The sequence below is a fragment of the Affinibrenneria salicis genome, assembly GCF_008710095.1.
In genome coordinates this window covers 103,990-117,429 of the sequence record NZ_VYKJ01000002.1, presented here as the reverse complement: position 1 = coordinate 117,429, position 13,440 = coordinate 103,990, and the positions used below count along the sequence as shown (strand labels likewise).

Here is a 13,440-nt window from a genome sequence, read left to right as displayed (position 1 = left end):
GGCGGAGGGTTATATTACACGCTCTGCGCGACTGACGAAAGAACGATGCCCGCACTCGCCGGTGACTTTGTTTGTCCCGGCCGGAGAACGGCGGCGCGGCGCACAAGTAAAATCCCACCTTCATAGATAGTGACATTGACTGCCTCCTGAAAGGGCGTACCCAAACCTTAAAAAAGTCGCTGCCAGTCCTGTAATATTTAAATCCAAAGACAATAAGACGAAAACCAAAACCTATGGCTAACCACGCCCCCATGACGTGGTTTTCAGTTAGCAACAAAAGTGACATTGTCACATAAAAATGAGCAATGGTTCGCCCGCCGCGTGTGGATTCACGCTCAGGAGGCCTATTCTGCCGCCGTATCCCCCGCTTTTTTACCGCGCTGCGCCAGCAGAAAACCCAGATAAATCGCCGCCACCCAAAATGGGATAAGGATGACGGAAATCCGCACGCCGGGCGAAAACAGCAAAATCAGCAGGATCAGCGCCAGAAACAGCAGGCACAGATAGTTGCTCCAGGGATACCAGAAGGCCTTAAAGCGCGGCTCGCATCCTTTGCGCATCATCGCCTGACGAAAACGCAGGTGGGCCAGACAGATCATAATCCAGTTGATCACCAGGGTGGAAACCACCAGCGCCATCAGTAAAGCGAACGCCTTGCCGGGCATCAGGTAATTGAGGGCGACGCCGGCCGACGTCGCCAGCGCGGACAGCGCAATCGAGCGTACCGGCACGCCGCGCGCATTGATCTTAGCCAGCGACTGCGGCGCGTTGCCCTGCTGCGCCAGACCGTACAGCATCCGGCTATTGCAATACACGCCGCTGTTGTACACCGACAGCGCGGCCGTCAACACCACCACATTGAGAATGTTAGCCACCAGGTTGCTATTCAGCGCGTGAAAAATCAGCACGAAAGGACTGCCGCCGTCGACCACCCGCGTCCAGGGGTAAAGCGACAACAGTACGGTCAGCGAACCGATATAGAAAATCAGGATCCGATAAACCACCTGATTGGTGGCCTGCGGAATAGAGCGGCCTGGATCGGCGGCTTCGGCCGCGGTAATGCCAACCAGCTCCAGCCCGCCGAAAGAGAACATGATAATCGCCAGCGCCATAATCAGACCGCCGATGCCGTGCGGCATAAAGCCGCCGTAGCGCCACAGGTTGCTGATACCGGCCTGTTCGCCGCCTGTGCCGCTCAGCAACAGCCAGCCGCCGAACAGAATCATGCCGACGATCGCCAGTACCTTAACGATGGCGAACCAGAACTCCGTCTCGCCATAGGCGCGGACATTCACCAGATTGATAACGTTGATCAGCACGAAAAACAGCGCCGCCGACACCCAGGTTGGCACCTGCGGCCACCAATACTGGACATAAATTCCCACCGCGGTCAATTCGGCCATGCCGACCAGAATAAACATCGCCCAGTAGTTCCAGCCGGCAAGAAAACCGGCGAAATTGCCCCAGTATTTACAGGCGAAGTGGCTAAACGAACCGGCAACCGGCTCTTCCACCACCATTTCCCCCAGCTGTCGCATAATCAGAAAGGCGATGAAGCCGGCCACGCCATAGCCGACGATCACCGCCGGTCCGGCCATCTGGATCGTCTGCGAGATCCCCAGAAATAACCCGGTGCCGATCGCGCCGCCCAGCGCGATCAACTGAATATGGCGGTTTTTCAGCCCGCGCTGTAAATCAGATTTTTGTTGCTGTGTATCCATGCCTGTCTGTAATTCCTGTCCTGGGTCGAAAAAGTAAAAAAACGATAAAAAAATACCGGCTGCGCACCGGTACTTAGGTCAAGAGCGTGATTGAAATATCAGGGGAGATACGGCTTAACGTTCGGGGATGACGTGCCTGAAGTCGTCGGCATCGGCGATATCAGCCTGCCCGGCGGTCACGCCGTCGCTGTCGCTCCGCCCGGGGATCTGCCCGACCAGTCGCTGCAGCAACAGCGTCTGTTCACGCTGCTGTTCGGCGATTTCCTGTAATAGTTTGATTTGCTCATTCGCCCTGACGCTGGCCCGGATAATAAAAAAACCGAGCAACGCGACAAGCAGCATGATCAGCAGTGAAAACACCATTTCTAACGTTCCGGAAGCTAAACCCGTCATTGTAACCCTACCTGCAATCTCTCAGTTTCACTCAGCCATTCGCTGTAACGCTGTGGTCATCGTCCGGCGCCTCATCCGCGCCGATTCACCGCGCATTTTGCCATAAATCCCGGGCGCGTGCCGGGCATTCTGATGCGCGGCGCGCAACCGGAAGCCCGGCGCCCGAAATAGTGACGCGCTAACGCGGATAATCGCGGCAGCCGCATTGTGGCGAACTATTTCGGACGCGGGTCGCCGGTAAAATGCCGAATACTACAAAGCCGAAGAAACGCGGTCGGAGCGTTTGCCTCCGCCGTGACCAACAGCAGGTTAACTTGCGGAATTTTTTGATAAAGACAGAGGTCGACCTTAGTCTGTAAGCTACATCGCGGCCGCCGGTAACGCGCCCGACACATTCACAGATACTTTATTTTGTCTCCAGAACGATGCAAATCGGCGAAAAGTCATTAGCATGGTGATATTCACCGCCACGCATATTGCTACTTATGGTTAATTCTGCTCAAACCGACGGCTTGCCCCTGCCGCAACGTTACGGCGCCATCGCCGCCATCGCATTAGGTATTACCGTCGCCGTTCTGGATGGCGCCATCGCCAACGTGGCGCTGCCCACCATCGCTCGCGAATTTCAGGCCAGTCCGGCCGAGTCCATCTGGATCGTTAACGCCTATCAGCTGGCGATTATCGTCTCCCTGCTTTCCCTCGCCTTCCTCGGCGATATTGTCGGCTATCGTCGCATCTATCAGTGCGGTCTGGTTGTTTTCAGTTGCACTTCACTGTTCTGCGCGCTATCAGGATCGCTGGAGACGCTGATTTTCGCCCGCGTACTGCAGGGGCTGGGCGGCGCGGCGCTGATGAGCGTAAACACAGCGTTGATCCGCATTATCTACCCCCAGCGTCAGCTGGGACGCGGCATGGGAATTAACTCGCTGATCGTCGCGGTCTCGACCGCAGCCGGTCCAACCGTCGCCTCGGCCGTGCTCTCCGTCGCATCATGGAAATGGCTATTTCTTATCAACGTGCCGGTCGGTGTCGTCGCGCTGTGGCTGTCGCTGCGTTTTTTACCCGATAACCCGCAGAAATCGAAGGGACAGGGGTTCGACCTGCTGAGCGCGCTGATGAACGCCCTGACTTTTGGCCTGCTGATCTCGGCGCTCAGCGGCTTCGCCCAGGGGCAAGATTATCGACTTATTTTGGGCGAACTGGTCGCGTTGCTGATCGTCGGAACGCTGTTCATCCGGCGTCAAATGAAAATGACTTTTCCGCTTCTGCCTGTCGACCTGCTGCGCATTCCGATTTTTTCGCTCTCTATTTGCACCTCCATCTGCTCATTCTGCGCGCAGATGCTGGCGATGGTGTCATTACCTTTTTTTCTGCAGAACGTGGCGGGACGCGATGAGGTAGCGACGGGCTTATTATTGACGCCCTGGCCGCTGGCGACGATGGTGATGGCGCCGATCGCCGGTCGCCTGATTGAACGCGTGCATCCCGGCTTGCTGGGCGGCATAGGTTTAGCGGTATTCGCCGCGGGGCTGTTTAGCCTGGCGTTTATTCCCGGCCAGCCGGCGGATATCGACATTATCTGGCGTATGATGCTGTGCGGCGCCGGTTTCGGCCTGTTCCAGTCGCCCAACAACCACACGATTATTTCTTCCGCGCCGCGCCACCGCAGCGGCGGCGCCAGCGGTATGCTGGGCACCGCGCGCCTGCTGGGGCAAACCAGCGGCGCCGCGCTGGTGGCGCTGATGTTTAATGGATTCGGCGTACACGGCACGCACGCTTCGCTGGTGCTGGCCGGCATATTCTCCACCGTTGCGGCCGTAGTCAGCGCTTCGCGCCTCACGCAATCACGCGCGGCCAGCCAGGACTGAGCGGAAAAACGGCCGGAATAAATATCCTCCGGCATAGCCGGAGGTTTTTCATATGCGCCTGTAAGGCTTTGTTACCAGCCGCGCCCTAACAGGCGCATCGCGATCTGACATTTGCATCTATGGATTACTTACAGCCCGTAAACGAGCTACCCGGATACGGTATCGCGAGCTGTTCACCCCGCTTATCCTGCTCCAGCTGGAGCGTTAAGCTCTTTTCGTCCCCTATTAGAACCCCCTTTCAATTTTTGTTTAACTTTTGCAGTTGCCAGACCGCAAGGTGTTTTAACAAATTGAAAGGGATTTTTATAACCGACTTATAGCTGAAAGCTTTACGGTCCCCAGCCTGGCTGGGAGTTTTCTATGCACAAAAAAAGCGGCATCGCTGCCGCTTCAGACTAATGACCACGCTCGTTATCAAGGGAGAACTCGGCGATGGGGTGTAGCGCCGTTAGCCGCCGAAACGTCGCCCGGTACGGCAGGCCCGGACATCCCGGCTTCATCGCCGACGTTGTCAACAACCCCGGGCGGCATCGTCGCCGCCCTGTCGGTTTAACAATCGTCGCGATGACTAGCGCAAATATTGACCGCTGCGCAACGCTTCAATACGCCGGTCGAGCGGCGGATGCGACATAAACAGCGCGCCAAACGAACCGGTTTTTTTACCGTTGATGCAGAAAGCCATCATGCTGCTCTCTTCCTGCGGTTCGTAGCTGGTCTTCAGGCGCTGCAGGGCGGCGATCATCTTTTCACGCCCGACCAGACGCGCGGATCCGGCGTCGGCGTGAAACTCACGATAGCGGGAGAACCACATGGTGATAATACTGGCCAGAATACCGAATACCAGCTCCAGCACGGTGGCGACCGCCATATAGATTAGCGGGTTGCCGCCGCTGCTTTCGCCATCGCTTCGGTTGCCGGACAGAAAACCGGAGACCACCTGCGCCAGCAGACGCGAAATAAAGATCACAAAGGTGTTCACCACCCCCTGGATCAGCGTCATAGTGACCATATCGCCATTGGCGATATGGCTAATTTCGTGGGCAATCACCGCTTCGGCTTCATCGCGGCTCATATTTTGCAGCAGACCGCTGCTCACCGCCACCAGCGAAGCATCACGCCGCGCGCCGGTTGCGAACGCATTGATATCCGGCGCGTTATAGATAGCCACCTGCGGCATGGCGATCCCCGCCTGCTGCGCCTGCATCCGCACCGTGTTAACCAGCCAGCGCTCCGTTTCGCTACGCGGCTGCTCGATCACTTCGCCGCCGACAGAACGCAGAGCCATCCATTTAGACATCAGCAGTGAAACAAACGCGCCGCCAAAGCCAAACAGCCCGGCCATGATCATTAAGCCGGTAACGCTGCTGCCCTGAATGCCGGTCAGGCTGAGCACCAGCCCAAAAACCAGCATCACCGCCAGGTTAGTGATCAAGAAAAGCGCAATACGCATCATATAAGTTTTGTATCCTCTCTCAGCCAGAATAATGTCAGCTACCTTTATAATCGTATGGGCTAAGCGTACATTTTCAAGCGCGCCGCCCTTTTCAGCCGGCAAAACGACACAACTTTACACTTTTTAGTAAATCGCAAGATAAACTGTTGTTAGATCACCAGGTTAATCAGCCCGGTCTCTGCGCCGTACGATGACCGACGACTGAGTCAGCGACCTCAAACGCGGACTTTACGCCACCTTATCCCTGCCGCGCCATTCCTACATTCAGGTTAAAGCGCTGTTCAAACTCCGCTACCGGCATCGGCCGACCAAACAGATATCCCTGCGCCTGCTCGCAGCCCTTTTTCTTCAGCCGCTCGCACTGGGCGATAGTCTCTACGCCTTCGGCAATCACATCCAGGCCGAAGCTTTTACCGAGATAGAGGATCGCCCGCACAATCGCCGCATCGGGCGGCGAATCGCACATGGCGCGCACGAAGGACTGATCGATCTTCAGCCGCGTCACCGGGTAGTTTTTCAGCATACTGAGCGAGGCATAGCCGGTGCCATAATCGTCAAACGCGATGCCAATACCCTCAGCATGCAGTTCCGTCAACGGCTGCAGCATGTTTTCATCATGTCGCAGAATGATATTCTCGGTGATCTCCAGCTCCAGCGCCTGCGGCGCCAGCCCGCTCTGCGCCAGAACATCATGGACTTTCCGCGCCAGATTGCCGGAGCGAAACTGGGCGCCGAACAGGTTGACGCTCAGGCGGAAATCGGGCGCGCCGCTGCGGCGCCACTGCGCCGCCTGCCGGCAGGCGGCAAGCACCACCCAGTCGCCCACGCGCTCCGCCCAGGGACCGGACTCCAGCGCGGTCAGAAACGCGGCCGGCGCCAGCAGACCTTTCTGCGGATGGCGCCAGCGCAGCAGCGCCTCGGCGCCGACCATCGACTGATCCGCCAGGCGAATCTGCGGCTGATAGAACAGCTCGAATTCGCCGTATTGGTAGGCGCGGGCAAACTCGGACTGAAAGGCGTGCTTCGCCAGCGACATTTCGCGCAGCTCGCGCGTAAAAAAACGGCGGCAGTTCTTCCCTTCGGTCTTAGCCTGATACAGCGCCAGATCGGCGCTTATCAGCAAATCTCGCGCGCAAACGCCGGGGGCGGGATACATCACAATGCCCAGGCTGGCGCTGATATTAATGGTCTGTTCATCGATGATAATGCTGCGGGCGATATCGTTAATAATACGGTCGGCGATCTTTGCCGCTTCGCGCGCATCGTCCAGACCCGGCAATAACAGGGCGAATTCGTCGCCCCCCATGCGCGCCACCACGTCGCCGGGCCGCACGCTGGCGCGGATTTTCTTTGACACCTGCACCAGGATCTCGTCGCCGACGCCGTGCCCCAGATTGTCGTTCATATCCTTGAAGCCATCGAGGTCCACCATCATCACGCACATAATGGCTTCATGCCGGAGCGTCTTTTTCAGCGAGGAGGTCAACAGAGTCCGGTTAGCCAACCCGGTTAATGGATCCATATGCGCCAGCAGAAACAGACGCTCCTCGTTATGCCGCCGCTCGGTAATATCGCGCAGAATCGCACTGTAGCTAACGCTATCGTCATCGGCCCACGAAGAAAGCGACATTTCCACCGGAATCATGCTGCGGTCCTGTGCCTGTACGGTTAATTCCAGCGTCAGGCCGCTGCCCTGCTTACCCTTCTCGCCGGTTAGCTGGCGCAGCGGAACCAACGCCGGCTCGGCAAACAGCGTGTGAATCGATTTACCGATAATCTGCTGACTGCTGTAGCCCAGCATCACCTGAGACGCCGGATTCCAGTAAGTAATCAGCCCATCGCCGTCGGCGCAAATAATGCTATCCGGCGACGTGAAGGCGATGTTTTCAAACCGGCTCCGACTGGCCCGCCGCGCCAGCTCAAGCCGGCGCATCTCCAGATTGTCCATAACCAGTTGCGCCAGATCCTGCATATTCTGTTCATCGCGCACGCTCAGCCCCGCGCGCGGCTTTTTGTCGATGACGCACAGAGAACCGATGGCGTAACCGGAGGGTGAAAACAGAGGAATACCGGCGTAAAAACGGATATGCGGTTCGCCCGTTACCAGCGGATTATGCTTAAAGCGCGGATCTTTATGCGTATCCGGCACTACCATGATGCCTTTTTGCTGAATCGTGTAACTGCAGAAAGAAATATTGCGTGCGGTTTCGCATATCGATACGCCCATACTGGCGGCAAACAGTTGACGTTCGGCTTCGATCAGAGAAATCATCACGGCGGAAGCATTAAAAATATTTACCGCCAGGTTAATCAGGCCGTCAAAACCAGAATCGGATAACACATGATGAATACCGTACTCGCTCAACGCGGCCAGCCGGTTCGCTTCATGTTCATCTGATGGCACCTGATTCATGGAATTCCTCCTGAGAGATTACGGTTTCACCTCTTACATAAAATTGTAGTCGCTTGCCATCATTGCGCAGCCTGCTGCAATTTCATGCTCGCCCTCTTTAATCCGCCGGGAGAAACACACTGTCAGTTAACATGCTAATTAACAATAGGTTTTATTATAAAAACGCCTATTTTATAATCGATCGCACTTTTTTTATGCCGACAGACAAGTTAACCGAACAATTAATGCGCGATGAATAATAACTTATATGTCCGCCGTGTTTTGCGGGAAGTTTTCGCGGGGAATCGACAGGGTTGACGGCGGAGAATCAAGCGGGACGGGTGAACACGACGGCCGGACGCGACGATAGCAACCAACACGGAAAACAGCGTTAACCAGCGCAGGATACGGCGGCGCGCCGCCAGCAAACGCAGCGGGATATTTCAGGCGCGCTGATGAAAGACGGTCTTCTGCCGGGCCGGCGATGAATAACGTCGCCACAGCCGATAACGCCGTTGCCCGTTGCCCGTTGCCCGTTGCCCGTTGCCCGTTGCCCGTTGCCCAGGCATGTTATACCGCCATATCGATCGCCAGCGGCTGATGCTGGTGGAAAATATCCAGCCAGACGCGGCGAAACTGATGCACGACAGTCAGCATATCGATATCTTCACTCTGCAGCGTCAGGCAGACCCAGGCGGCAAAGTCGCTGCCGTCGTGCGGTACGGCATGCACCACGGCTGGTTTGAGATTGACCCAGTGATACTTAACCAGCAGCAGCTCGTTGCGTTCCAGACCCAGTTGCTGCAACACTTGCTGGCGCGCGCGCTCCAGCAGCGGCAGCAGATCCGACTGGTGGGAGGGATGTATACGGACGGTCGCCTTCACGCCCAGCATAACGGTCGCCGCCTGGCAAACCGGCAGCGGCAGTATGGGCGACGAGGCGACGCCAAACACCGCATCGACCCACACGCGAAAAAAATTCACCCCGTAAACTTTGCTCGCCAGCAGCCAGATATTCATTCCCGCCGGCCGGCGGTTAGCCTCCACGATAGCCGCATAGCTGCCGTCGTCATTCAGCTTGATCTCGTTATGAAACGGCCCGTTGCGCTGGCCGACAATCAGATTGGCCAGCAGGCCGGCGCGGGTCAGGGTAATTTGCTCATGCGCCATAAGCCGGGCCGGCAAAATCTGCGCGATCTCCACCGGATAACGACCGTCGGCGCTGACTTTCTCGGTAATAAAGCTCTTTATTCCCACCCCGTCGAACGAGAACTCGCGGCCAAAGGTGATTTTTTCTTCGCACATCACGCCGCCGGAGAGATAAGGCGCCACTTCACGGAACGCCTCCGCCAGGTCATCGCCGGGATTAACCACCACCACGCCCCGGTTATTGTCTTCGCAGGCCGGCTTCAACACAAACGCGCTATCAATCGCCGCGGCGAACTGCTGCAACCCGCTCAGCGAACTGATTTTACGGCAGGCCGGCACCAGCACCCGTTGGGTATGAAACAGCTCGCGATGGGCATATTCACGCTGCCGGTAGGCATATTTATCAAACGCATTCAGCGCCAGCAGATCAGAATCGACCGGCAGCCCCAGCTCGCGCAGCAGCTGCGCCCCGCTATGCACCGCGTTATCCGAAAACACGACGCCGGCCGCCAGCCCCTGGCGATAGGCCGCCAGCTGATCGAGCGCTTCTTCGACAAAGTCCGGGCTGAGTGGATTCAGGTCAAAAACAATATCGCACAGCCCCCAGTCGCGATCGCTGGGATCGGGACGGATCAGCACGGTCTTGACGTGGTACTGTTGCCGGGCATAGTCCGACATCACCTTTACGTCGCCGGCCTGCGCCAGGTTGTAATCGATAATCAGGAAATAACGGACCGGTGCCGGTTTCATAGATTAACTCCCGTTGTCGGATGATATTTAACCGCGATAGCATACCGGGACTCCCGCAACAGCGCCGGCAATTGCTTTTTCAACTGGTTGCGCGGACATTCCCACAGCAGTTGCCCCAGAAAAATTTCACGGGAGGCGTCAGTGATCTCATCGCCTTCATGTAGAAAAAGCTGGCTGAGCAGCGGTTCATGCGGAGGCGTCCGAAGCGAGATGCTGTCGATACGTCCGCGGTGGGCGAAATAAACGCGGAAGAAGGTGCCGCGCTGCGTGACGGAATCACTGCGCACCTTAAAGGCCAGCGCATTCAGTTTCGCCTGCTGCTGAAGGCGCGCGTGTTGCGAGCGCTGGCTCAGCAGGGTATCAAGCCAGATCGCCAGCATGTCCTGCTGACCGTTCTGAATACCGACGCTGTGTGAAATAAAGCTGCCGCCGACGCGCGGATTGATTTCAATCACCTCCCATCCGCCGTCCTGGCTGCGCGCCTCTACGTGGAAACAGCCTTCGCGCAGTTCCAGCTGTTCAAACAGCCGATGAATCCAGGCGATAGCGCGCTGGCAGTCGTCCGGCGTGAGGCTAACCGGCGGACTGACGCAGGCGTCCTCCAGCACCGCGGCGGAAACCTCGGTGAGTTCGCATTTTTCGTGGATGGCCATCACGTGCGGCTGTCCCGCCAGCGCAATGACTTCAAAACTGTATTCTTTGCCCGGCAGATAATCCTCAGCGATAAACTGCACCACGGCGCCAAACGCCGATTGATAAACCGGATCGCGCCCAATTTCACCGCGAATGGCTTCAAGATCCCGCCAGTGAGTCTGCGCGCATGGAGAAAAAGTACCGCAGGAGGCCAGCCCCACTCGCGGTTTGATAAAATAGCGGTGGTCGCCGCACGCCATCTGCGGCAGTAGCGCCGGCGTGAGCAACGTGGCCCGCGTCCGGCTCAGACCGCAGGCGTTCAGTTGGTTGCGCAGGGTCAATTTATCGCGCAGCAAATCGACCTGTTTCACCGGCAAATCGGTCACGCCCAGTTGCTGATTCGCCAACGCCATCAGGGGCCGATACCCTTCCCATACGCTGATACAGCACAGCACCTCTTCTCCGGCGGCGTTCAGACGGGTCAGCATACGGCTGACATCCTGCCAGCTCAGCGCATGGTTACGGGTGGCAACCATATCGTGCGTTAATCCGCTCAATGTTCTGATGCGATAATCGGCCTGCTCTTCCGCCGGACACGATGACAAAACAAAACTCTTTAACCCGCGCGATTCTAAAATAATTAATAAATTTTCAACAAATGAATAGCCACAGTGGCTAAGGATTAATACACCTGCTTTTGACATACCTACCCCTGAATCCGAAAAATCATGCCGCGCGGTGCGTGTCATTTGCCATAATATCGACGCCGCACGCGTTAAAATAAGCGCTCTGTCTGTTGGGCTATTTATACTCGTCATACTTCAAACGGCAGATGCGCTGGCGCATCCGGGTTCCCTTCCCGGAGTATGTCCATCGGGATTAATGGGAAACACCAAGCCTTTCACCGCAGGTCGGCCGCAGGCTGGACAAAGCAAATTCGTCATTCTCTTGCCGCGTTACCAGGCGCAGGCATGCGCCGGCGCCCGTCAAGGGCCAACGCATTGCGTTGCTCAAAACGATAATGTTTTATCCTGCAACCTGAATTATTTCGAGTATGTGAAAATTAGCCGGGCTTAATGGGCCTGCTCGTTCAGGCTTCCCCTTCAGGTCGCGCAGGCGCCGTTCAAGTCGGCGCCTGACCGGTTTGTTCTTCGTTTGCCGCATGATGAGGCGCGTAAACCAGCCTCGCCCGTAAATGGCCAACGCCGTGTATTGCTCAAAACGATAACGTTTTATCCTGCGGCTCAGGACATTTAGCCTACACTCGCCCCGAAACTGAATACATTTGGCATTCATTCGGCATTCCGGTATATGCGTTATCGCTGAGAGCAGCGGCAGGTTTTTTATTTTAAAAACGCCGCACTTTTATTTATATTCCATACATCTCCGATTATAGAGAAAACGCCTGCCCAGAAATAATGACGGAATGACTTATTATAATACACGGCCGGCGTAATCAATCCGCCACAGATATACATTCATAGCGAATTATCGTTGTGGTTATTTTTGCTCATTTCATTCTGGCTTTGTCGCGCAGAAATAAAGCGTTCTTGAATAAATGAGAGAGTAACGGCATCATGCAACGAATAGTCGAAAGTGACAAATAGATATTTTTCATCGACACATAGAAAATTTAGATGCGTTTATTTATTCGCCTCATTTTGGATCCAGTCGACAAAGCGTCGGCAAGACTCGCTGCAGTCGTTGGGCGGCGTCAACAGCCAGTAGCCGATATCGTCAATAATATCGCTGTTGTCCAACAATTCCACCAGCACGCCTTCGCGCAGCCGTTTGCCGATCATTTGATGGCGGCCCATGGCGATGCCCTGTCCCTCCGTCGCCATCTCTATGACAATATTGTAATCATGCAGTTGCACCATCTGGAATCGCTCCAGACTGACGTTAAAACGCCGGCACCACGCGATCCACTCAAACTGCGTAGTCGCCTGTGCAACCAGCAGCGGGATATGCGTCACCTGATCCAGCCGAGCGGGCGCCTGCGGCAAAGCCGCCTTCAGCGCCGGGCTGCAAACCGGCGACAGACGTTCATGCATCAGGAAATGTTTACTCACGTTAGGCCAGTCGCCGCGGCCATAGCGAATGGAGAGATCCACCTCATGGGCGGCGACATTAGCCAGCGCGACCGACGGCACCAGTTCAATATCAATATGCGGATTTTCCGCGGCGAACAGCGCCAGGCGGGGCGCAAGCCACTGCGTGGCGAACGAGGCCAGCAGCCCGATACGCAGCGTGCGGCTACGCCCGGCCAGTGAACGCACGTCGCGCGTGCCGCAGGCAATAATCTCCAGCGCGCGGCGAATATGCCGATAGTAGTGCTCTCCGGCCGGCGTCAGCTCAATGGCGCGAGTCAGCCGATCAAACAGGCGCAGGCCGAGCGATTCCTCCAGTTTATGCACCTGATGGCTGACCGCGCTTTGCGTCAGCGACAGCTCCTGCGCGGCCTTACCGAAACTCAGATGGCGCGCGACGGCTTCAAATGCGCGCAGCGACATCAGCGGGGGCAAATCGTTATGTAACGGCATCCTTTCATCCTGAATGGTCATGCGGGCTGCGCTAAGATAGCCCAAAAAATACGGTGGCGACAAGGCTGCCGACAACTTCCGCCGCGTAAGCGAGACGGCGGCAGAAAATTGGCTTCTCTGCCGACACCGCCTCGCTGGTGAATACAAAAAATTATGATATATTGCGATTCCCATCACAAATATATCCCAAAAAATCCCAGGAGGAGGCTCAATGGGAACCCTGACGGCTGGTTTTTTCGCCGTGCGCTGGGAATTACTCAGTGCGTTGCTAATGTTTGTGTCCAGCGTACTCAACATTCGCAGCAAACAGGCCGGCTATGGCATTATCGCTTTCCTGTTTAGTCTGCTCGGATTACTGATGGCCTGCTGGTTCGTGCTGAACGCGACCGGCGCCACGATTGATAGCGCATCCATGGCGAATTTTTTCATCGAATTAAAAGACGACATTCCCGAAACATTGAGCAGCCCAGAAATGCAGCGCTGGATGTACACCTCGATGCTATAAACGCCCGCCTTCCTGCTCCGCCGCCGTCTGATG

General features: G+C 56.3%; 9 protein-coding genes and 1 pseudogene. 2 read left to right on the top strand and 8 right to left on the bottom strand.

What is annotated here, in order from left to right; all coding sequences use genetic code 11:
• Positions 1-344: 344 nt before the first annotated feature.
• Positions 345-1,721, bottom strand: a complete 1,377-nt coding sequence (locus FJU30_RS05400; protein WP_150433971.1) for an amino acid permease — start codon at positions 1,719-1,721, stop codon at positions 345-347.
• 114 nt (positions 1,722-1,835) lie between these two features.
• A complete protein-coding gene (locus FJU30_RS05395; protein WP_395858505.1) occupies positions 1,836-2,084 on the bottom strand; it encodes a YebO family protein in 249 nt (82 codons plus the stop codon).
• Between the two features lie 515 nt (positions 2,085-2,599).
• Between FJU30_RS05395 and FJU30_RS05390 the strand changes: the two genes are divergently transcribed.
• A complete protein-coding gene (locus FJU30_RS05390) occupies positions 2,600-3,982 on the top strand; it encodes an MFS transporter (protein WP_150433969.1) in 1,383 nt (460 codons plus the stop codon).
• Positions 3,983-4,106: 124 nt separating this feature from the next.
• On the opposite strand, the pseudogene FJU30_RS05385 reads toward FJU30_RS05390, so the two are convergent.
• The 6 genes and pseudogenes from FJU30_RS05385 to FJU30_RS05360 form a co-directional block, all read right to left on the bottom strand.
• Positions 4,107-4,181: pseudogene (locus FJU30_RS05385) on the bottom strand (IS200/IS605 family transposase); the annotation flags it as partial.
• Positions 4,182-4,550: 369 nt separating this feature from the next.
• Positions 4,551-5,435: a protease HtpX gene (gene htpX, locus FJU30_RS05380; RefSeq protein WP_150433968.1), complete on the bottom strand. Its 885-nt coding sequence runs from the start codon at positions 5,433-5,435 to the stop codon at positions 4,551-4,553.
• Positions 5,436-5,673: 238 nt separating this feature from the next.
• Entirely contained in the window at positions 5,674-7,848 is a 2,175-nt protein-coding gene (locus FJU30_RS05375; protein ID WP_150433967.1) for a sensor domain-containing phosphodiesterase, read from the bottom strand.
• 549 nt (positions 7,849-8,397) lie between these two features.
• On the bottom strand, positions 8,398-9,726 hold the full coding sequence (locus tag FJU30_RS05370; RefSeq protein WP_150433966.1) for an ATP-grasp domain-containing protein: 1,329 nt from the start codon (positions 9,724-9,726) through the stop codon (positions 8,398-8,400).
• On the bottom strand, positions 9,723-10,964 hold the full coding sequence (locus FJU30_RS05365) for an ATP-grasp domain-containing protein (RefSeq protein ID WP_191091528.1): 1,242 nt from the start codon (positions 10,962-10,964) through the stop codon (positions 9,723-9,725). The genes FJU30_RS05370 and FJU30_RS05365 overlap by 4 nt, the downstream gene beginning before the upstream one ends.
• Positions 10,965-12,002: 1,038 nt before the next feature.
• Positions 12,003-12,902: a LysR substrate-binding domain-containing protein gene (locus FJU30_RS05360; protein WP_150433964.1), complete on the bottom strand. Its 900-nt coding sequence runs from the start codon at positions 12,900-12,902 to the stop codon at positions 12,003-12,005.
• 211 nt (positions 12,903-13,113) lie between these two features.
• Between FJU30_RS05360 and FJU30_RS05355 the strand changes: the two genes are divergently transcribed.
• Positions 13,114-13,407, top strand: coding sequence for a YjcB family protein (locus tag FJU30_RS05355; RefSeq protein WP_150433963.1), 294 nt, complete (start codon positions 13,114-13,116; stop codon positions 13,405-13,407).
• The last annotated feature ends 33 nt before the right edge of the window (positions 13,408-13,440 follow it).

Bases quoted from the DNA above. Each gene is read 5' to 3' on its own strand.
- FJU30_RS05400 (WP_150433971.1), bottom strand. From the start codon at position 1,721: ATGGATACACAGCAACAAAAATCTGATTTACAGCGCGGGCTGAAAAAC.
- FJU30_RS05395 (WP_395858505.1), bottom strand. From the start codon at position 2,084: ATGGTGTTTTCACTGCTGATCATGCTGCTTGTCGCGTTGCTCGGTTTT.
- FJU30_RS05390 (WP_150433969.1), top strand. From the start codon at position 2,600: ATGGTTAATTCTGCTCAAACCGACGGCTTGCCCCTGCCGCAACGTTAC.
- htpX (WP_150433968.1), bottom strand. From the start codon at position 5,435: ATGATGCGTATTGCGCTTTTCTTGATCACTAACCTGGCGGTGATGCTG.
- FJU30_RS05375 (WP_150433967.1), bottom strand. From the start codon at position 7,848: ATGAATCAGGTGCCATCAGATGAACATGAAGCGAACCGGCTGGCCGCG.
- FJU30_RS05370 (WP_150433966.1), bottom strand. From the start codon at position 9,726: ATGAAACCGGCACCGGTCCGTTATTTCCTGATTATCGATTACAACCTG.
- FJU30_RS05360 (WP_150433964.1), bottom strand. From the start codon at position 12,902: ATGCCGTTACATAACGATTTGCCCCCGCTGATGTCGCTGCGCGCATTT.
- FJU30_RS05355 (WP_150433963.1), top strand. From the start codon at position 13,114: ATGGGAACCCTGACGGCTGGTTTTTTCGCCGTGCGCTGGGAATTACTC.